General features: G+C 71.3%; 21 protein-coding genes. 10 read left to right on the forward strand and 11 right to left on the reverse strand.

Annotation, left to right across the window (positions count from 1 at the left end):
* Positions 1-15: 15 nt before the first annotated feature.
* The 3 genes from V6S66_RS01230 to V6S66_RS01240 all read left to right on the forward strand — a co-directional run bounded on the left by V6S66_RS01230 (position 16) and on the right by V6S66_RS01240 (position 2,276).
* Positions 16-426 carry a RidA family protein gene (locus V6S66_RS01230; RefSeq protein WP_334204956.1) on the forward strand — a complete coding sequence of 137 codons (411 nt, stop codon included), beginning with the start codon at positions 16-18 and terminating at the stop codon, positions 424-426.
* Positions 423-1,316: a fumarylacetoacetate hydrolase family protein gene (locus tag V6S66_RS01235; RefSeq protein WP_334204957.1), complete on the forward strand. Its 894-nt coding sequence runs from the start codon at positions 423-425 to the stop codon at positions 1,314-1,316. The genes V6S66_RS01230 and V6S66_RS01235 overlap by 4 nt, the downstream gene beginning before the upstream one ends.
* 138 nt (positions 1,317-1,454) lie before the next feature.
* Complete coding sequence (locus V6S66_RS01240; protein ID WP_334204958.1) at positions 1,455-2,276, forward strand: DUF1206 domain-containing protein; 822 nt, start codon at positions 1,455-1,457, stop codon at positions 2,274-2,276.
* A 237-nt stretch (positions 2,277-2,513) separates the two neighbouring features.
* Here V6S66_RS01240 and V6S66_RS01245 read toward each other — a convergent pair whose 3' ends face one another.
* Positions 2,514-3,206 carry an aspartate/glutamate racemase family protein gene (locus tag V6S66_RS01245; RefSeq protein ID WP_334204959.1) on the reverse strand — a complete coding sequence of 231 codons (693 nt, stop codon included), beginning with the start codon at positions 3,204-3,206 and terminating at the stop codon, positions 2,514-2,516.
* Between the two features lie 100 nt (positions 3,207-3,306).
* Positions 3,307-4,245, reverse strand: coding sequence for an SDR family oxidoreductase (locus tag V6S66_RS01250; protein WP_334204960.1), 939 nt, complete (start codon positions 4,243-4,245; stop codon positions 3,307-3,309).
* Between the two features lie 124 nt (positions 4,246-4,369).
* Between V6S66_RS01250 and V6S66_RS01255 the strand changes: the two genes are divergently transcribed.
* On the forward strand, positions 4,370-5,212 hold the full coding sequence (locus tag V6S66_RS01255; protein ID WP_334204961.1) for a helix-turn-helix transcriptional regulator: 843 nt from the start codon (positions 4,370-4,372) through the stop codon (positions 5,210-5,212).
* A gap of 75 nt (positions 5,213-5,287) precedes the next feature.
* Here the strand turns inward: V6S66_RS01255 and V6S66_RS01260 are convergent, their stop codons facing one another.
* Entirely contained in the window at positions 5,288-6,619 is a 1,332-nt protein-coding gene (locus tag V6S66_RS01260; protein WP_334204962.1) for a cytochrome P450, read from the reverse strand.
* A gap of 231 nt (positions 6,620-6,850) precedes the next feature.
* On the opposite strand from V6S66_RS01260, the gene V6S66_RS01265 reads away from it, so the two are divergent.
* Positions 6,851-7,528 carry an HNH endonuclease family protein gene (locus V6S66_RS01265; protein WP_334204963.1) on the forward strand — a complete coding sequence of 226 codons (678 nt, stop codon included), beginning with the start codon at positions 6,851-6,853 and terminating at the stop codon, positions 7,526-7,528.
* 85 nt (positions 7,529-7,613) lie between these two features.
* On the opposite strand, the gene V6S66_RS01270 is transcribed toward V6S66_RS01265, so the two are convergent.
* Genes V6S66_RS01270 through V6S66_RS01280 form a run of 3 tightly spaced genes read right to left on the reverse strand, consistent with a single transcriptional unit; the run spans position 7,614 to position 8,545 of the window.
* The gene (locus tag V6S66_RS01270) at positions 7,614-7,835 is read right to left on the reverse strand and encodes a (4Fe-4S)-binding protein (protein WP_334204964.1); all 222 of its coding nucleotides are present in this window, start codon (positions 7,833-7,835) and stop codon (positions 7,614-7,616) included.
* 1 nt (position 7,836) lies between these two features.
* Positions 7,837-8,148, reverse strand: coding sequence for a GNAT family N-acetyltransferase (locus tag V6S66_RS01275; protein ID WP_334204965.1), 312 nt, complete (start codon positions 8,146-8,148; stop codon positions 7,837-7,839).
* A 43-nt stretch (positions 8,149-8,191) separates the two neighbouring features.
* Positions 8,192-8,545: a nuclear transport factor 2 family protein gene (locus tag V6S66_RS01280; RefSeq protein ID WP_334204966.1), complete on the reverse strand. Its 354-nt coding sequence runs from the start codon at positions 8,543-8,545 to the stop codon at positions 8,192-8,194.
* Between the two features lie 88 nt (positions 8,546-8,633).
* On the opposite strand from V6S66_RS01280, the gene V6S66_RS01285 reads away from it, so the two are divergent.
* Both V6S66_RS01285 and V6S66_RS01290 read left to right on the forward strand, forming a co-directional pair.
* The gene (locus V6S66_RS01285; protein ID WP_334204967.1) at positions 8,634-9,143 is read left to right on the forward strand and encodes a MarR family winged helix-turn-helix transcriptional regulator; all 510 of its coding nucleotides are present in this window, start codon (positions 8,634-8,636) and stop codon (positions 9,141-9,143) included.
* A 218-nt stretch (positions 9,144-9,361) separates the two neighbouring features.
* Complete coding sequence (locus V6S66_RS01290) at positions 9,362-9,865, forward strand: hypothetical protein (protein ID WP_334204968.1); 504 nt, start codon at positions 9,362-9,364, stop codon at positions 9,863-9,865.
* A 32-nt stretch (positions 9,866-9,897) separates the two neighbouring features.
* On the opposite strand, the gene V6S66_RS01295 is transcribed toward V6S66_RS01290, so the two are convergent.
* The 3 genes from V6S66_RS01295 to V6S66_RS01305 all read right to left on the reverse strand — a co-directional run bounded on the left by V6S66_RS01295 (position 9,898) and on the right by V6S66_RS01305 (position 12,115).
* Complete coding sequence (locus V6S66_RS01295) at positions 9,898-10,515, reverse strand: superoxide dismutase (protein ID WP_334204969.1); 618 nt, start codon at positions 10,513-10,515, stop codon at positions 9,898-9,900.
* A gap of 120 nt (positions 10,516-10,635) precedes the next feature.
* Positions 10,636-11,217 (reverse strand): MOSC domain-containing protein, encoded by a 582-nt coding sequence (locus V6S66_RS01300; protein WP_334204970.1) that lies wholly within the window; start codon positions 11,215-11,217, stop codon positions 10,636-10,638.
* A 67-nt stretch (positions 11,218-11,284) separates the two neighbouring features.
* Entirely contained in the window at positions 11,285-12,115 is an 831-nt protein-coding gene (locus V6S66_RS01305) for a DUF1295 domain-containing protein (protein WP_334204971.1), read from the reverse strand.
* A 259-nt stretch (positions 12,116-12,374) separates the two neighbouring features.
* On the opposite strand from V6S66_RS01305, the gene V6S66_RS01310 reads away from it, so the two are divergent.
* A complete protein-coding gene (locus V6S66_RS01310; protein WP_334204972.1) occupies positions 12,375-14,837 on the forward strand; it encodes a SpoIIE family protein phosphatase in 2,463 nt (820 codons plus the stop codon).
* Positions 14,838-14,858: 21 nt separating this feature from the next.
* Here V6S66_RS01310 and V6S66_RS01315 read toward each other — a convergent pair whose 3' ends face one another.
* The gene (locus V6S66_RS01315) at positions 14,859-15,224 is read right to left on the reverse strand and encodes a hypothetical protein (RefSeq protein ID WP_334204973.1); all 366 of its coding nucleotides are present in this window, start codon (positions 15,222-15,224) and stop codon (positions 14,859-14,861) included.
* Positions 15,225-15,309: 85 nt separating this feature from the next.
* Here V6S66_RS01315 and V6S66_RS01320 point away from each other — a divergent pair, with 85 nt between their 5' ends.
* Positions 15,310-16,575: a helix-turn-helix domain-containing protein gene (locus V6S66_RS01320; RefSeq protein ID WP_334204974.1), complete on the forward strand. Its 1,266-nt coding sequence runs from the start codon at positions 15,310-15,312 to the stop codon at positions 16,573-16,575.
* Between the two features lie 77 nt (positions 16,576-16,652).
* Entirely contained in the window at positions 16,653-18,662 is a 2,010-nt protein-coding gene (locus V6S66_RS01325) for a fatty acid desaturase (protein WP_334204975.1), read from the forward strand.
* A gap of 33 nt (positions 18,663-18,695) precedes the next feature.
* Here V6S66_RS01325 and V6S66_RS01330 read toward each other — a convergent pair whose 3' ends face one another.
* Entirely contained in the window at positions 18,696-19,457 is a 762-nt protein-coding gene (locus tag V6S66_RS01330) for an enoyl-CoA hydratase/isomerase family protein (protein ID WP_334204976.1), read from the reverse strand.
* Positions 19,458-19,643 lie beyond the last annotated feature (186 nt).

The following is a 19,643-nucleotide window of genomic DNA, read 5'->3' on the forward strand; positions in this document are numbered from 1 at the left end:
ACCAGGAGAAGACCCATGTCTGTCGAGACCATCGTCGCGCCCGAGCTCGCGACCCCCAACGGGCACTTCGCCCACGCATCGTCCATCGAGGTGCCCGGCACTTCGCGGCTCGTCTTCATCTCCGGAATGACGGCCCGCAACGCCGAGGGCGGTATCACCGGCGTCGGCGACGTCGCCGCGCAGACCCATCAGGTCTGCCAGAACCTGCAGGCTGCCGTCGAGGCCGCCGGCGGCACGCTCGCCGACATCGCCCGGGTCGACGTCTATGTCCGCAACATGGAGGACTTCGACGCCATCCACGAGGTGCGCAGGCAGTACTTCACCGAGCACCCGCCCGCGTCGACGATGGTCGAGGTGTCGAAGTTCGTGAAGAAGGACTACCTGATCGAGATCAACGCGATCGCCGCGATCGGGAGTACCGCGTGAGGCTCGCCGCCATCTCGACACCCGACGGTTGGGCCATCGGCGCCGTCGAACCCGACCTGGCCTCCGTGCGTGTCGCGGCACCGAGCCTGGGCACGGTCGACGACGTCGTCCGCGGACGTGTGACCGTCCAGGAGGTGGTTGACCACCTCCGTGACGTGCCCGCGTCTGCGCTGTCCGGTGTCACGCTGGGTTCGCCGGTGCAGCAGTTCAACCGTGACGTGCTCTGCACCGGTTGGAACTACCTCGACCACTTCTTCGAGTCGGAGGGCAAGCGGGAAGGTCAGGATCCGGAGAAGCTCCCGGAGCATCCGACCTTCTTCACGAAGGGACCCGACACGGTCGTCGGTCCGTCCGATCCGATCGCGTTCGACGAGCGCATCTCGGCGAAATGGGACTACGAGGCCGAGATCGCCCTGGTCATCGGGCGCGACGGGCGGTCGATCCGTGAGGAAGACGCGTGGTCCTACGTGTTCGGCTACATGGTGGCGAACGACGTCTCCCAGCGGGACCTCCAGCGAGCTCACGGCGGCCAGTGGCTCAAGGGAAAGAGCATCGATGACACGATGCCGTTGGGGCCCTGGCTCACCACTGCCGATGAGGTCGAGAACTTCGGCACGCTGCAGATCACGTGCGAGCTCAATGGTGAGCTCCTGCAGAACGCGAGTGCCTCGGACATGGCGTTCTCCGTGCCCCGCATCATTGCTGAGCTGAGTCGCGGCATGACGCTGCGCGCCGGTGACGTGATCCTCACGGGCACGCCAAGCGGCATCGGCAACGCCCGTGAACCCGCAATCTTCCTGGCGCAGGGCGATGTGGTGGTGACCCGTGTCGATGGTCTCGGTGAAATGCGGAACGTGATGACCGCGACTGCACTGGTCGAATCGAGCTGACTGAAGAGGCGATGTGGCCGGAGCGGCCAAGTCCTTGCCTGACGAAACTCGCCGTGCCCAGCGGGATCGGTGGTGGTGCTGATCGCCGAACTGCGGTGCCGGCGTGACGCTGCGAGGATCGTCCCGGAAGGGATCGACATGGGGTCAACGGCTGAGCACGCAGGACACCAGGCACGTCACAGCGAGGCACTGAAGCGAGGCGCGCGGGTCGGTCTGGCCGCGTACGGACTCGTCCACCTGCTGATCGCGTGGATCGCGCTGCAGGTGGCGTGGTCCGGCGGGGGCGACGCCAGCAGCGACGGAGCGCTCAGGAAGCTCGCGGGGCAGCCATTCGGCCAGACCGTGCTGTGGGTCACCGCGGTCAGCCTCGTCGCACTCGTGCTGTGGCAGGTCGCGACCGCGGTGTCGGGCTACCAGTCGGAGGACGGCTTCAAGCGCACGCGGAAGAGACTCGCCGCCGCGGGTCGTGTCGTCGTCTACTCCGTGCTGGCCCTCTCCGCGTTCAAGTTCGCTGCCGGGTCCGGCGGGAGCTCGGGCAGCGACAGCAAGGAGGAGGGGTTGACCGCCGACCTGCTCTCCGCACCAGCCGGGCGCGTGCTCGTCATCATCGTCGCCATCGCGATCCTCGCGGTCGCCGCGCGGCAGGTGCATCGCGGCTGGACCGACTCGTTCGTCCACGACCTCGACGCAGGTGCGTCGACGGGCCAGGCGGGATCGCTCGTGCTGGTGGTCGGCCGGACCGGCTACGTCGCCAAGGGCGTGGCGATCGGAGTCGTCGGGGTGCTCTTCGGCTGGGCTGCCACCTCGTACGACCCCGACAAGGCCGGCGGCCTCGACGATGCGCTCAAGACCGTCCGGGACCAACCGTTCGGGCCCTACCTCCTGACCGGCGTGGCCCTGGGCCTGGCGGCGTTCGGCCTCTACTGCTTCGCGTGGGCGCGCTACGCACGCACGCGCTGAGGCGCCGCGCTCACGGCGGCGACCACGATGGAGTTCAACGTCGCGTCCAGGCTTCACCAGACCGGGACGTGACCGTGTCCGAGGGCTGCCGAGGTTCGATCCGCAGCGTGGTTCGGTGCAGCGCGCTGAGCCCCCGTTCTCGCTGGGATCCCAGCGAGAACGGGGCGCGAGCTCCGATCGACGCGCCCGAGCGACCTGCTAGACGACCCAGCGGCCCGCTCCGTCGCCGGCCCCGGCTCAGCGAGCAAGTGCCACGGACGCGATCGCCTCGGCGTGCAGCCGGGTCGTCGGGAACGCGGGAACGCGCGTCGAGGCGGGATCGACCAGCAGCTCGATCTCGGTGCAGCCGAGCACGACCCCGTCGGCTCCCGCCGCGACGAGCCGGTCGATGACACCGGCGTAGGCCAGGCGCGAGCTCTCCCGCACGATCCCGTGCACGAGCTCGTCGTAGATCACGTCGTGCACGAGTGCACGGTCCTCGGCCGCCGGCACGATGACGCGGAGCCCGCGGGCCGACAGGTGGTCGACCAGGAAGGGCTGCTCCATCGTGAACCGGGTGCCCAGCAGGCCGATGGTGGTGATGCCGCTGGCTTCGACGGCGTCGGCCGCGACGTCCCCGATGTGGACGAACGGGACCGAGATCCGGGCGGTGATCGCGTCAGCGACGAGGTGCATCGTGTTCGTAGCGAGCGCGACGACCTCTGCGCCCGCTTGTTCGAGCCTGGCCGCGTGATCGCCCAGGAGGCGACCGGCGGCCTCCCAGTCGCCTGCCGACTGCAGCGCGGCCACCTCGGCGAAGTCGAGGGAGTCGACGATGACGGGGGCCGAGTGCAGGCCGCCGAGCTGGTCGCGAACGGTCTCGTTGAGGATCCGGTAGTACACGGCCGTGGACTCCCAGCTCATCCCACCGAGGAGTCCGATGGTGCGCATCTGCACATCGTGGCACGTCGGCCCGACCCCTCACGCCCGCTACGTTCCGTCGGTCGGCGACTGCTCCAGCCACGGGTCGGGGCGCTCGATACGGCGACCGTCACCCGAAGGTGACACCGGTCAGCTGCTCGGAGAGGTCCCAGAGCCTCGCCGCGTCCTCGGCGCTGCGAAACGGCTTCCACAGATCCGTCTCGCCGGGCTTGCCGCCGGTGCCGCCGATGCCCTGTGGCCCGTAGAACGCGCCGCCCTTCGCCTTGGGTGCGGTGGTGGCCATCAGGGCGGGCAGCATGGCGCTCTCCACCGTGCCGACCAGGAGTCCGCGCGCCGACAACCAGCGAATCACCTTGACCGCGGTGGTGTCCGAGGACCTGCCCATCTCGGGGCGGGCCGCAAGCAGGCTGGTCGGCGCCACCCCGGGGTGGGAGACCGTGCTGCTGATGCCCCAGCCGGAGGCCTGGCTGCGGCGGGAGAGCTCGAGGCCGAACAGTCCGTTGGCCAGCTTCGACTGCTGGTAGGCCTTGCCGCCGTCGTAGCTCCTCTCCCAGTTGAGGTCGTCCCAGTTGATGCTGGCGTTCCTGGCGGCGACGCTCGACTGCGAGGTGACGCGGGCCGAGCCGGCCCGGAGGAGGGGCAGGAGGTGACCCACGAGGGCGAAGTGGCCGAGGTGGTTGGTGCCGAGCTGGAGCTCGAAGCCGTCCTGGGTGGTCTGGTGGTCGGGCGGCGACATGACCCCGGCGTTGTTGATCATGAGGTGGATCGGAGCGCCCCCGGCGTTCAGCGTCGTGCCGAGCGCCTCGACCGAGGCCAGGGAGGACAGGTCGAGATCTTCCACGACGATGTTCGCGCCGGGGTGCTCGGCGCGGATGAGTGCCGCGGCGGCCTCGCCCTTGTCGCGGTTGCGCACCGGCATGACGACCTCGGCACCGGCGGCGGCCAGCCGGCTGACCATGCCGACCCCCATGCCGTCGCTTCCGCCGGTCACGAGTGCCCGGCGTCCGGTGAGGTCGGGGATGGTGATGTCGATCTTCGTGCGAGCCATGATTCTCCTGGGACGTGGTGGTGCACCCGCGGAGGGCACGGCTCGAGCCTGCAGCAGCGTCCGAGCGTTATCCACGGCCTGACGATCCGTGGATAACGGGCGGGCGGTGGGCGACGATGGACCCATGATCGATCGCGCCGGCCTGGCGGAGTTCCTGCGGAAGCGGCGGGAGGCCATGCAGCCGGAGGACGTCGGCGTGCCCCGTGGGCCACGGCGGCGCACCGATGGCCTGCGCCGCGAGGAGGTGGCGGCGCTGTGCCACATGTCCGTCGACTACTACTCGCGCCTGGAGCGGCAGCGGGGCCCGCAGCCGTCGGAGCAGATGATCGCCTCGATCGCCCAGGGCCTCCACCTGTCGCTCGGCGAGCGCGACCACCTCTTCCGGCTGGCGGGCCACCAGCCCCCACCGCGGGGAGCCAGCGGCGATCACGTGGCTCCCGGGATGTTGAGGATCTTCGATCGCCTCGGGGACACACCCGCGGAGATCGTCACCGAGCTCGGCGAGACCTTGCGCCAGACCCCGCTGAGCCTGGCGCTCGTGGGGGACCGGAGCCACCACACGGGAGCGGCGCGCAGCCTCGGCTACCGATGGTTCACCGATCCCGCGGCCCGCGAGCTGCATCCGCCCGAGGACCACGGCTTCTACTCGCGCCTGTACGCGGCGGGACTCCGCGAGATCGTCTCGCGTCGTGGGCCGGCGTCGAAGGCGGCGCGGCTGGCATCGACCCTGGTGTCGCAGAGCGCCGAGTTCGGGACGCTGTGGGACCAGCACGAGGTGGGGCTCGTGCCGCGCCAGGTCAAGCGGTACGTCCATCGTGAGGTGGGTCTGCTCGAGGTCAGCTGTCAGACCCTGCACGATCCCGAGCAGTCCCACCTGCTGCTCGTCTACACGGCGAGCCCTGGCAGCGAGACGTACGAGAAGCTCCAGCTGCTGTCGGTCATCGGCGCGACGACCTCGCCGTCCTAGGGGGTGCGATCGACGACCTCGAGCGTGCCGGACGGGCAGCGACGGATGACCTGCCGCAGCGTCGCGGACTCGTCGTCAGCGTGACAGGCGAGCGGGCAACGTGGCGTAACCGCGCAGGATGCGGGTCGTCCGTCGCCGCGCCCCTGGTGCGAGCGTGAGGCCCGGGTAACGCTCGAAGATCGTGCGCAGGCCGACCTCGCCCTCCATGCGAGCCAGTGCCGCGCCGAGGCAGTAGTGGCGGCCCGAGGAGAACGACACGTGCTGGTCGGCGTTCTCGCGCGTCACGTCGAAGCGGTCGGGATCCGCGAACACCTCGGGGTCGCGGTTGGCGGCGGCCAGCAGGGTGGTCACCACGGATCCCTGCGGCACGTCGCGTCCGCCGAGGACCGTGTCGGCGACGACCGTGCGGCCGGTGAGCAGGACGGGCGGGTCGTAGCGCAGCACCTCGTCGACCGCTCGTGACCACAGGTCCGGCTGCTCGCGCAGGGCGGCGAGCTGCTCGGGATGTCGCTGCAGGAGGGCGATGCCGTTGCCCAGGAGGTTCACCGTGGTCTCGAAGCCGGCCGCGAGCACGAGGCCCGCGGTCGCCTTCAGCTCGACCTCGTCCAGCTGCACGCCGTCGTCGTCCTGCGCCAGCACGAGCTGACTGAGGAGGTCGTCACCCGGGTTGCGTCGCACCGCGGCGATGTGGTCGTCGAGCCAGCGCTCGAACGAGCGCAGCGACCGTTCCACCGCACGGAACCGTCCCAGCGGGAGGCCGATGTCCAGGCTCGGCGCGGCCCCCTCCCCGAACTCGAGCACCTTCAACCGGTCCTCGTGCGGGACGCCGAGGATCTCGGCGATGACGGTCACCGGCAGCAGCGCGCAGTAGCGATCCACGAGGTCGACCGTGTCGCCCGCGTCCGCTGCAAGGTCGTCGAGGAGCTGGTCGGCGATGTCCTGGGTGCGCTCCTGCAGGCCTCGCACCGCCTTGACGGAGAACACCCGCGTGACGAGCTTGCGGTAGCGGGTGTGCTCCGGCGGCTCGACCGCGAGCAGTGATGGCGGTGTCAAAGGTCCGATGGGGGTGCTGCGATCGGCCCAGCGCTGGACGGGGCCCAGCAGTCCGCCGGCGCCGAAGTCGACCCCGGCGTGCACGCCGGGACTCCCGAGCACCTCCTTCACGGTGGCGTGCGTGGCCGTGACGTAGGAGAACGCGCCCTTGTGCAGTGGGCCCCTCGAGCGGACCTCCTCGAACAGCTCGAGCGGCAGCTCGGCGTCCTCCGGCGCACCGCCGTCACCAGCGGTCGACATGATGAGGCGCGCCTGGAGATCACCGCGACGCGCTCCTGCCTGGATGCCGACACGGGGCAGCGCGTGGGTGAGGCCCCAGCGCGTCAGTGACGCCGCCTCGTCGAGGATCTGCACAACAACCTCCATCGCTCGTTGCGGCCCAGTGTGACCCACGTGACGCCGCACGTCCCACAGGAGATCGGTAACGCACTCAGATTCTGGACGAGCGCGAGGGTGGGTGGCCGTGGCCTCGGCGCTCGGTGGCTCCCGGAGGTGACCCGTGTCCACGTGGTCGCCGCGTGATGGTCACCGGACCTTCCGCCGCGGGTCGCCGCGGCGGCGTCGAGCGGGCGCAGCATCACGGCCATGAACCTCGACAGCAGCCGCCGGCGGCCGGTCCAGCTCGCCACGTTGATCGTCACCACGCTGCTGGTGGTGCTGCTGCAGCCGGTCGCACCCGCTCACGCGGCGACCACCACGGCACGTGACCTGCTCAACGCGGTGCCGACGGCGACCGAGGTCCGCACCGGCTACGACCGCGACCTGTTCAACCACTGGATCGACGCGAACGGCAACGGCTGCAACACCCGGGCCGAGGTGCTGATCGCCGAGTCCCAGGTCGCCGTCACGCGCACCGGCACCTGCACGGTCACCACCGGCCGCTGGTACTCGCCCTACGACCAGGCCACGTGGACGGCAGCGAGCGACGTCGACATCGACCACATGGTGCCCCTCGCGGAGGCGTGGGACTCCGGCGCGCGCAGCTGGACCTCGTCCCGGCGAACCTCGTTCGCCAACGACCTCGGGCTCGCGGACTCGCTGATCGCGGTGACCGACTCGGTCAACCAGTCCAAGGGCGACCAGGACCCCGCCCAGTGGATGCCCTCGAACACCTCCTACGCGTGCGCCTACGTCACGGCCTGGATTCGCGTGAAGTACCGGTGGAACCTGTCGGTCGACACGAGTGAGCGCGCCGCCCTGACGAGTCGGCTCAACAGCGGTGGGTGCGGTGACCGCACGATCGAGACGCCCCCGCGGGCCTGATCGGAGCGCCGAGCAGTGCGGCCGCGGCGTCAAGGCCTTCGCACGTGCGCGCGAAGTACCCCGACGCCACCTCACCTCGGTCGCGTCAGTGCTCGACGACCTCGAGCGCGCCGGACGGGCAACGACCGATGACCTGCCGCAGGGCCTCGGCGGAGCTCTCGGTGTCGGCCTGGCCGGGATCGATCCACGGACGCCGGTCCACGTCGAAGACCGCCGGCATGCCACGGACGCACTCGGCAGCGTGCTGGCACACGTCGCCGTCGAACGAGACCCCGACGACCGGTCCGGAATACGTCTTGCGCGCCATGTCAGTCGGTCACGGTCGACTCGGGCACGCCGTACACGATCGGCACGTACTCACGGTGCCGCCCGATCCATCCCTTGTAGAAGGGGCACAGCGGGAGGACCTTCCGCTTCCCCTCGCTGCGGACCTCGTCGAGCGAGGCCCGGACGAGGGCCGACCCGACGCCGAGGCCCTCGAACTTCCGATCGACCTCGGTGTGGGTGAAGACGATCAGGTCGTCGGTGAGGATGTACTCGGCGAATCCGGCATCGGCACCGTCGACGCTGGCTCGGTAGCGCTTGTGGCTGGGGTCGTTGACGACCTGGATGTCGGTCATGTCTGCTCCTGGGGATCGAGGGGAGTGGTGGGCGAGGGGATCGTCACGGTGCGTCGATGACGACGTAGAGGCTGGCCACCTGGTCGTCGCGGACCAGGAGCACGTCGCGGCCGGTGGCCAGGGCCGGCCCGCCTGCCGGGCCGAGCGACCACGCGTAGGTGACCAGGTCCTGGGCGACCTGGATCGGTCCGCTGCGGCTGATCGCGGTGTCGGGGAGCTGGGACTGGAGGGCGTCGATCGCCTGCGCCACGCCCTCGTGTCCGCGCAGCGCCGCGCCGGGCTCGCCCACGAAGACGTCGCCGGCGTACACGGCCGCCACGGCCTCGGCCCGCTGTGGGCCCGCCGCCATGTTCCAGGCGTCGAGGTGGGCGGTGACGATGCTCTCGATCTGGTCCATCGTTGGTCCCTTCGTGGTGGGTGGCTCGGTGAGACGCGAGGAGCAAGTGTTTGCTCCGTCAAGCAGTGGGCGACTAGCGTGACCGTCCATGGTCGATCCGCACACGCCCTCGGATCCCGAGCCGTTGTCCGCGCAGGAGGAAGCGGCGTGGCGGGCCCTGGCACGGGCCGTGCTCGTCATCCCGCGCGTGCTCGACGCCGACCTGACGCGCTCCCACGGCATCAACCGCACGGAGTACGCGGTCCTGATGAACCTGTCCGAGGCCCCTGGTGGGTCGTTGCGGATGAGCGACCTGGCGAACTACGTCGCCATCTCGGTCAGCGGCCTCACCCGGGTGGTCATGCGGCTGGAGCGCGAGGGCCGTGTGGAGCGGACGCGGTCGACCGACGACGGCCGGGGGCAGGTCGCGACCATCACGCCGGCGGGCCTGGAGTGCTTGCGGGGAGCATGGCCGGCGCACCTCGAGGGCGTCCGCCGACACGTCATGGATCATCTGCAGGTCCTGGATCTCGAGGCCTTCGCCGAGGCGATGTCCGCGATCGCGTGGCCGGAGATCGGCCCGCCGCCGCGGGCCGCGGGCCCCGCGGATGCGTCGTAGCTCTCCCAGATCGGTCACTGGTCGCTCCTGACGCATCGCGGTGATCGGCAGGCCCGGCGCTCTGTCGGGACCTGTTGGCTGGCCGACCCGGCCCATGACCCGGCCCATGCACATGCTTGCGCAAACAAGTATTGCTCGGGCCCGATGGACTGTCAACGGCCGCGCCGCTGGACAGATCCGTGAGGATGCCCGGGCCTTCGCAGTACCGTCGAGGCAACATGAACGTGGAGACGGTCAACGCGAGGGCCAGGATCGATGCGTCCGCCGCCCAGGTCTTCGCCGTCCTGACCGACCCGGGCCACCATGAGGCGATCGACGGGACCGGCTGGGTGTGCGAGGCGATCGACCCCGAACCCATCGTGGCGCCCGGCCAGGTGTTCAGGATGACCATGTTCCACCCGAGGCATCCGGACGGGAACTACGAGATCCACAACCTGGTGTGCGTGTTCGACCAGGACCGCGCCATCGCCTGGCGGCCTGGGTACGTCGAGGACGCGAGCACGGGCGAGCTCGCCTTCGGCGGGTGGACGTGGCGGTACGACCTTCGACCCCTCGGGCCTGATGCGTGCGAGGTCACCCACACCTACGACTGGTCGGCCGTGGGCCCCGGCCCTCGTGAGTACCTGCAGTTCCCGCCGTTCCCCAGCGACCACCTGGCGAACTCGCTCGACCATCTGGCCGAGCTGGCGACGGGGCCTGAGCCGTCCTCCCCGTCGACGTAGGGTGCGGCTGCAGGGCAGCCGCACCCCTCAGGTCAGAAGATGATCTGGCCGCCGGTGGTGGCTGCGGTGAAGCGTTCCTGGGCGTCGGCCCAGTTGACGATGTTCCAGAACGCCTTGACGTAGTCGCCCTTGACGTTGAGGTAGTCGAGGTAGAACGCGTGCTCCCACATGTCGAGCTGGGTGATGGGGATCAGCGTGGCCGGGATGTTGGCCTGCTGGTCGTAGAGCTGCACGACGAGCAGCTTCTGGCCGAGGGAGTCCCACGCGAGGATGGCCCAGCCGGACCCCTGGATCGTGAGCGCGGTCTGCTCGAAGTGCGCGCGGAACTTGTCGAAGGAACCGAAGTTCTCGTCGAGCGCGGCCGCGAGGTCGCCGGTGGGCTTGTCGCCGCCCTCGGGGGACAGGTTCTTCCAGAAGATCGAGTGGTTGATGTGACCACCCAGGTTGAACGCCAGGTTCTTCTCGATGCCGGCGATCGCTCCGAAGTTGTCGGAGTCGCGCGCCTCCTCGAGCTTCTCGAGGGCCGTGTTCAGGCCCTTCACGTAGGTGGCGTGGTGCTTGGAGTGGTGCAGCTCCATGATCTTGCCGGAGATGTGCGGATCCAGGGCACCGTAGTCGTACGACAGATCGGGCAAGCTGTACGAGCTCATCAGGGTGGTTCCTCTCGTCGAGCGGGTGTCATCCGACCGTAGGACCTCAACAGCGGTTGAGGTCAAAGTCGGCCGGACGAGGCGACCGTCGCCCGCCCGGTCGCCGCTCGATCTCCTGCTTCAGGGCCGCGGAGCCCGGGTCGCCTCGCCGGCTCGACCGCCCGGCCGTGCGAGCTCGTGCAACGCCAGCGGCGCGATGTCGGTGATCGTCGCCGGTCCCACCGAGATCCGGCCGTCGTCGAGGGGCTCGCACCGGATGCCGGCGCGTCCGCGCAGCGCCTGGTGCGCGCCGGGGGTGTAGACCTCGTTCATCCAGGCACACGGACTGGCGGGGGTGAGCGACCGGAACCGGATCGGGCCGTGGACAGCGTCCAAAGTGAAGCTGCACCGCACGAGCGCGTCCACGTCGAAGCCCCGCACCACGAGGTTGCGCCGCGCGAGCACGGGATCGAACGAGGTGGGGCCGAACAGCGTGTCGCCCAGGTCGCGCTCGAGGTCCTCGATGTTCTCGGCCGCGATCATCGTGACGGACGCCCGAGCCGAGCGGGTGCCGAAGTACCGGTCGCCGACGATCCCGAGGTGAGCGCGGACCTGCGCGGTGGTGGGGTGCTCGGGGCCGACAGCCGGTGCCAGGCCGTCCCGCGGCCGGCCGGCCATCCGGTGACGGGGCGCCACGACGAGCGCCTCGATCTGCACGTCCACCGTGGCAGGTTATCCGGCACGTCGTCGCCGCTCGAGCGGGTCCTCGAGACCCTCGGACTGGCCCGGTTCAGCCCTTCCGCGGTGGCCGAGGCAGGAAGAACGCGACCCGGCGCTGGTAGTCGCGGTAGCCGGGCCGCTCCTGCATGCGCTTCTCGGTGCGCTTCGCGCCGGTGGCGAAGATCAGGAAGTACGACATCGCGATCGGGGCGGGGAAGGTCCACGCGGCTGGCGGGGAGGCGGCTGCAGCGATGAACGCGCCGTCCCAGACGACGGAGTCGCCGAAGTAGTTGGGATGGCGGGACCAGCCCCACAGGCCCGAGTCGAGGATCTCGAGCTCCTCGGGTACGTCGTCGTCAGGGCCGTCCTGCTTGGCCTGCTTCTTGCGCGCCATGAAGGCCGCCTTCTGCCGGTCGGCGACGGCCTCGACGATCCCGCCCGCCACCATGACGGCCAGGCCGGCGGGGAACAGCCACTTCCGTGCACCCCGTGGGAGCTCGCTGGCGGCGGCGACCTGCAGCGGCGCCGACACCGCGAGCTGGGCGAGCGCCTGGGTGCCGAAGACCTTCGCGAGCACGACCGGGGTCGAGTCACCCTCGAGGAACTCGGTGTACCGCTCGTCCTCCTCGTCGGTGCTCGCCAGGCGGTCGGCCATGAGGCGCTCCAGCCGGACGGCCCACGCGGTGGTGACCCCCGCCAACGCCCAGCGCCGCACCGGGTTTCCCCGCCCGACCACGGCGCTGGTCACCGCGACCGCGGCGAGTCCCGGACCCCAGACGCCGTCGGCGTAGTCGCGGCGCCCCGCCCTCAGCGCGAGCACGGCAGTGCCGGCCTGCAGGGCCGTCACGACCGCGGCGGAGGCGCCGGTGACGCGGGCGAGGTTCTTCGTGTCGAGGCTCATGCCATCCACGGTCGTCCCCACCCGGCGCCTCCGCACGTCGACTGCGCCGGGAGCGGGGACCCCGATCTCGGCCGCGGTGCGGGAGCGGCTTGAGGGCGGGGAGGGGCCGAGCAGCATCGGGATGACCGTTCCTGCCTGTGGCGCCGCTCCAAACCGTGGGGCGAGGTCGCCCGGCGGTCCCCGGGGGCGGATGGAAGAATGTCCGGGCGAGCTCGAGCGCACGGGTCGTGGACATACCGACGTGGCTGGAGCGGTGGGCGTGACGGAGACGGTGGAGAACGGGACCGAGGCGATGGGCCTCGCCCGTGCCGGACTGCGGACCGTGCTGGGCGATGCCCCGCTGGCCGTCCTGGTGGTCGACCTCGGATCTGGCGAGGTCGTGCACGCCAACGACGTCGCGACCCAGCTCGCCCCGGCGGCGCAGCTGCCGGCGCGCCTCGACGACTGGGGGCGCTCCGCCGGCCTGCGCGACCCCTCGGGAGTCGAGCTCGAGGACACCGCCCACCCGCTCAGCCGGCTGCTGCGTGCCGAGGGTGTGCCCGGGCAGCCGGTCACCGCCCACCGGCGCAGCGAGATGGGCGAGTCGCGCGACCCCCTGTGGCTGATCGGCATCCCCATGGCGGGCGCTCCGGTCTTGGAGTCGCACGCGCTGGTGGTCCTGCTCTCGGTCGAGGAGACGGGGCATGTCGAGGGAGGGGTCGTCGCGGACGGGGTCGTCGCGGCCGAGGCGATCGCCCACCAGGAGGCCCAGCTACGCCAGCGGGCCGTGCTGGCGACCGGCCTGTCGTTCACGGTGGCCGACGCCCGCGAGCCCGACTGCCCGCTGGTGTGGGTCAACCCGGCCTTCACCGCGGCGACCGGCTACGAGTTCGACGAGGCCGTGGGCCGCAACTGCCGCTTCCTCCAGGGCGAGGCCACCGACCGCGACGAGATCGCGCGTGTCCGCGCCGCGATCCAGGCCCGCGAGGCCGTCGTGGCGACGGTGCTGAACTACCGCAAGGACGGGCTGGCGTTCTGGAACCAGGTCACGATCACGCCGATCAGCGACGCCGACGGAGTCGTGACGCACTTCGTCGGCGTGCAGACCGACGTGAGTGGGCGGGTATTCGCCGACCTGGAGCGCGACCGCGCCCTGGCGGCCGAGCGCGCGGCCCGGGCCGACGCGGAGGTGGCGCAGGCTCGCCTGGCCCTGCTGGCCGAGGCCACCGAGGCGGTGGCCGACGAGCTCGAGGAGTCCGACGCGCGCGGGCGCCTGCTCGACCTCATCGTGCCCGACCTCGCGGACTCCGCCGCGCTGTTCCACCTCGACCAGCGGGGCAACGTCACCGACCACCTGAGCCGCCACCGCGACGAGGCGATGGCGGAGGCGACCGACCGGCTGGCGGGCGAGATCCGCTCGCTGACGCCGCCCGGCGGGCTCGTGCGCGCGCTGCTCGGCGCCGAGACGATCCGGCTCATCGGCGACGTCGGGTCGCCGGAGGGTCGCGACGTGGCCCGCGGCTTCGTCACCGACCGTCGCTACCTGCAGCGCTTCGAGACGACCCTTGGGGTCGACTCCGCGATCATCGTCGGTCTGACCGGCCGCGACTCGATCCGTGACGTGCTCGTCCTGAACCGCACCGCCGACCGGCCCGCGTTCACCCAGGACGACGCCACCCTCGCCCGCGAGCTCGGGCGCCGGACCGGGCTGATCCTGGAGAACCTGCGGCTCTACGTGACCCAGTCACGCATCGCGCGGACCCTGCAGCGCAGCCTGCTGCCGGTCCTGCCCGAGCTCGACTGGCTCGACGTCGACGCGCGCTACCTGGCGAGCTCCGACGACGCCGAGATCGGCGGCGACTTCTACGACCTGTTCGAGTACCCGGACGGCGGCGTCGGCGTGGCCGTGGGCGACGTCGAGGGGCACGACATCTACGCCGCCGCAGCGATGGGTCAGCTCAAGGGCCTCCTGCGCGCCACGGCCCTGACGCAGCGCGCCATGCCCGCCGCGATCCTCGAGCAGGTCGACCGCCTGGTCTCGCACACGACCACGCTGGCTTCGCGACCCCCCGGCGCCCCGGGGACCGGGCCCGCCCTCGACGACGGCGACGAGCCCGAGGACTTCTCGCGTCTCGCGACCCTCTCGTTCGCCCACCTGGAGCCGCCGCGTGCGTCGGCGATCCGGTTCCCGTCCGCCTCGGCGGGCTCGTCCACGGCCGACTCGTTCCTCGTCGGGGCCGGCGACGGGTTGGACCCGGTCGCGACCGACCATCCGGGGTCGACGGGTCGCCTCTCGCGGATCGGGCTGGGCGACGCCGCGCAGGAGGTCGGCCGGAGCACCGACCGCGGACCCACCTGGACGCTGACGCTCTCATCGGCGGGCCACCCGCCACCGCTGACCCGGCTCCCCACGGGCGAGGTCGTCTTCCTCGACCCGCCGTTCGCCCAGGGGCCCCTGCTGGGTCTCGGGCTCACCCGCCGTCGGCACGACGCCACGTTCCTGCTGCCGGCCGGTTCGGTCGTCCTCTTCTACACCGACGGACTCATCGAGCGCGCCAGCGACCGCGGTGACGAGGCCGAGCAGCGGCTCATCCGAGCGGCCGCAGGCGCCCCAGACGGCCTGGGCGAGTTCGTCGACCACGTCCTGGCCGAGCTCGTCGGCGAGCGATCCACCCCCGGTGGCAACACCGACGACGTCGTCGTGCTCGCCCTCTGCCTGCACGAGGAGCCGGACGACTCCTGAGGGCCGCCGGCGGTCAGCGGGTCAGGCCTTGCGGTCGGCCCGGATCGCCGCGACGTTGAGGGCGGCCCAGGTGAGCGTGGCGGCGAGGACCTTGGCCTTGCCGGCCGTGTGCGTCGCCTCGCGGCTGAGCAGCGCAGCATCGGTGAGGTCGAGCGCGACCCGGGCGACCATGGCCTGCTCGCGCACCCGAGCCGACGGGGCGAACAGTGCCATCGAGCTGATCGCGAGGTCGCGAGGCCCGAACAGGCGGGCGACGACGTCGTAGTCGGGCTGCTTGAGCGGGCTGGTGGTGAGCGCGGCGCCGAGGTGGCGCGGCTTGGCGAGCGCGAACACGGCATAACCGGCGGTCGCTGCGGACATCAGGGCGCTGTAGCTCGGCTTCTTCATGCCCCGACGCTACGGACCCGGGCCTGGGCGCGCACGTCCACTCCGACCGGACCCGCCGGGGTCGAGGCGCCGCTAGTCTCGCGCCATGGGCACGGGCACCGAGGCAGGAGCAGGTCTGCCGCCTGCGGTGGTCGCGTCGATGCGCGCCGTGGCGGCCGATCTCTCCGTGCACGTCACGGTGCACGCCGACGCGATGCTCGCCTTCATCGTCGAGCGGATCCCGGAGGCGGGGGCCGACGACGAGCTGCGCGGACTGACCCTGGGCTCGTGCTCGTCGAACCTCGAGGCGGCGCTGTCGATGATCCGGCACGGGATCGACGTCGGCGCCGCGACCGCACCCGTGACCGCGCTCGAGCACGCCCGCGCCATGGCGACCCGCGGCTACAGCGTCGACGTGATGCTGCGCTTCTACCGCATCGGCCACGCCTACTTCAGCGAACGCGTCCTGCCGCAGATCGTCGGCCTCGTGCCCGACCCGGCCCTGGCGCTGCCGGTGGTTGCCGACCTCCAGCGCTACGCGTTCGCCTACGTCGACCGGGTCTCCAGCGAGGTCGCGGCCGAGTACGTGGCCGAGCTGGAGCGGATCCAGAACCGCGCTCGTGCGGCCCGGACCGATGCCGTGCGCGCGCTGGTCGAGGGGGACGACGTCGACCTCCGTCGCGCGGAGCAGACGCTGTCGCACCGGCTCACGCCATGGCAGACGGCCTTCGTGTGCTGGACCGGGCGTGAGGACGTCGATCTCCTGCGCCTCGGCGGTGCCGTGGGCGCCGTCCTGGGGTCGCGGCACCCGCTGCTCGTGCCCGACGGGGTGCAGGCCCTGTGGGGCTGGGTCGCCACGCCGGTCGCGCCGGACCTCGCCGATCTCCTGGGGGGCCTCGGTGACGTGGTCCCGGGGTCGATCCAGGTCTCGATCGGGACGCCGGCATCGGGCGCCAGCGGTTTCCGGGCCTCGCACCAGCAGGCGCAGCGGGCGCGTCGCGTGGTCGAGCTCTCCGGTCGGGGAGCGGCCGTGACGACCTACGCGGAGATCGCGCTGGCCGACGCGATGAGCGTCGACCTGGACCTCGCGCGCTCCTTCGTCGCCGCGGAGCTCGGCGCGCTGGCGGTCGACGGGAGGCGCGAGGAGCAGGAGCGGCAGGTCCTCCTGGCGGTGCTCGACGCACAGGGTGGTCTCGCCGCGGCCGCCGAGGCGCTGGGGGTGCACCGGAACACGGTCCTGCAGCGGCTCCGGCGCGCCGAGGAGCGCCGATCCCGCCCGGCGACGGAGCGGGTGGCCGAGCTCCACGCGGCCCTGCGGCTGGTGCAGGCGCTGGGGCCGGCGGTCCTCGCGCCGGACCCCGATCACTCCTGACCGGATGTGCGGAGCGCACACCTCGATGGGCGTGACAGCACTGGAGGCGACGGCGCGCGGTTCGTAGGTTGCGGGACATGTCAGCGATCACCGGCCCGACGGTCCCCACCACGGCACGCCAGGCGCTGCCCGACCCGGGAGAGCGGATCCCGACGATCTCCTGGCCGATCGTCGGCATCTTCACCGGGGCGATCGCCCTCTTCTCCGCGTCCACGTGGGCGGCCGCGACCGACCGGCTCCCGGCCCCGGCCACGATCGCGCTGAGCGCCGCCGCGATCTTCGTCCTGTTCACGGTGCTGCACGACGCCGCGCACTACTCGGTGAGCACCCACCGGTGGGTCAACGTCGCATTCGGGCGGGTCGCGATGTTCTTCGTCTCGCCGCTGATCTCCTTCACGTCCTTCGCCTTCATCCACATCGAGCACCACCGCAACACCAACGACGGCGAGAACGACCCGGACCACTTCGTCACGGGAGGACCGCGGTGGCAGCTGCCGGTGCGCTTCGCCCTGATGGACCTGCCGTACATCGGGTTCCTCATCCGCCACGTCCGCAGCCGGCCGCGGGCCGAGGTCCTGGAGACGGTGTCGCTGGTCGCGGTGACCACGAGCGTGGTCGTCGCCGCCGCGCTGACCGGGCACTTCTGGACCCTCGCGGTCCTGTACCTGATCCCGGAGCGGGTGGCGGTGTTCGTCCTGGCCTGGTGGTTCGACTGGCTGCCCCACCACGACCTCGAGGACACCCAGCAGGAGAACCGGTACCGGGCCACGCGCAACCGCGTCGGCGCCGAGTGGGTGCTCACGCCGCTGCTGCTCTCGCAGAACTACCACCTGGTGCACCACCTGCACCCGTCCATCCCGTTCCACCGGTACGTCGCGACGTGGCGCCGCAACGAGGAGGCCTACCTCGAGCGCGACGCCGCGATCGGCACGGTCTTCGGCCAGGAGCTCGACGCCGAGGAGTACCGCGACTGGAAGGCGTTGAACGGCCGGCTCGCCCGGCTGTTGCCCGTGCGGATGCCGCAGCGCTCGTCGGCCCGTGCCGCGGAGCTCCACGAGCTCTCCGTGGCCAGCGTCGACCGCCTGACGCCTGACAGCGTGCTGATCACCTTCGACGTCCCCGAGGAGCTGCGCGAGGAGTTCTCGTTCGAGGCCGGCCAGCACGTCAGCATCCGCACCGACCTCGGTGGGGAGGACGTCCGGCGCAGCTACTCGATCTGCTCCCCGGCCACCTCGGACGTGCTCTCGATCGCCGTCAAGCACCTCCCGGGTGGTGCGTTCTCGACCTTCGCGAGCGAACAGCTCCGGCCGGGCGACCGCCTCGAGGTCATGACGCCCAGCGGTTCCTTCGGCACCCCGGTCGAACCCCTGGCGACCAAGGACTACGTCGCCGTGGTGGCCGGCAGTGGGATCACCCCCGTGCTCTCGATCGTGCAGACGACCCTGGCCGTCGAGACCGAGAGCTGCTTCACGGTGATCTACGGCAACCGCGACGCCGACAGCACGATGTTCCGGGCCGAGCTCGAGGACCTCGAGGCGCGCTACGCCGACCGGCTGCGCATCGTCCACGTCCGTTCCCGCGACCCGCGACACCCGGCCAACCTGCGTGGCCGCATCGACCGTGCCCGGCTCGCCACGTTCCTCCAGGCCAAGCTGGCCGCGGCCGGGGTCGACGAGTGGTTCCTGTGCGGACCGGTCGACATGGTGGCCGAGCTGCGCGACCTCCTCCTGGAGGAGGGCGTCGAGACCGACCGGGTCCACGTCGAGCTGTTCCACGGGTTCTCGAGGACCGGGTCCGCCGACGGCTTCGCCCCGGCGACGGTCGATGTCTCCCTGCGGGGCGAGCAGCACCGGGTCGCGCTGGACGCCGGCGACACGGTCCTGGAGTCCGCGCTGAAGGCGGGGCTCAAGGCTCCGTACGCGTGCCTCGGTGGCGCCTGTGGAACCTGCCGGGCCAAGGTCGAAACGGGGGCCGTCGTGATGGACCAGAACTTCGCGCTCGGCTCGGCCGAGATCGAGGCCGGCTACGTGCTGACGTGCCAGTCGCACCCCACGACGGACGAGGTCGGCGTCGACTACGACGCATGAGCACGGGCGCGGGACCCGCCGCCGGGGTCGGCGTCAGCGGCCGGGCTCGACGAAGGCGCGGATGAGGCCCTGGGCCTCGTCGGTGCCGACCCGTTCGGCGATGGTCCGCCCCTCCTCGTCGCCCGCCTCGCTCCGCGAGATCGACCAGGCGGTCCTGACCAGGCGGCGCGCCTCGCCGAGCGCCTCGGAAGGGCCGGCGGCGATCGTGGCGGCGATCTCCCGGGCGCGCGCGAGCGGGTCGTCGTCGACGAGCTCGGTGACCAGGCCCCAGTCGAGGGCCGTGGGCCCGTCGAGGACACGGCCGGTGAGCAGCAGCTCCAGGGCGCGCACCTGACCGATGGCGCGGGGCAGCAACCAGGACAGGCCGATGTCAGGGGTCAGCCCGATGCCGGCGTACGCGGTGACGAACTTGGTCGACCGGCTCGCCACGATGACGTCGGCGCCCAGCATGACGCCGAGGCCGGCGCCGGCGGCCGCGCCCTGGACGGCAACGACCGTCGCCACCGGCAGCGCCGCGAAGCGCTGCATGGCCCCGTCGAGCACGTCGGCCAGCTCGCGGATGTAGGCCTGGGGGTCGTCGGCGGCGTGGAAGCTCGCGACGTCGCCGCCGGCGCAGAAGCGTCGTCCGGCCCCGCTCAGCACCACGGCGCCGACGTCGGTCGACCGACCGATCTGGTCGACGGCGGCGGCGAACGCGGTGGCCGTCGGCAGGTCGAACGCGTTCGCCGACTCGGGGCGCGTCAAGGTCAGGTGGGCGACGCCGTCGCTGATCGCGAGGTCGACGGTCTCGGTCATGGGATCTCCTGGAGGCGATTTCGGGTGCGGGTGCTCGCGGCGAGCCTAGGCAGGACGAGCGGCGGAGCCGCAGGCGGACCGGGATCGCGACGTGGTCATGACGTTAATAGATCATGAGGAATATTCATGCGGAGGATTGACTTTGGCGCAGCGGACCGATGTAATCGAAGTCACGTTCTTGTGACC

Origin of the sequence: Aeromicrobium sp. Sec7.5, from assembly GCF_036867135.1 — a bacterium.
In the GTDB taxonomy this organism is placed as follows: Bacteria; Actinomycetota; Actinomycetes; order Propionibacteriales; family Nocardioidaceae; genus Aeromicrobium.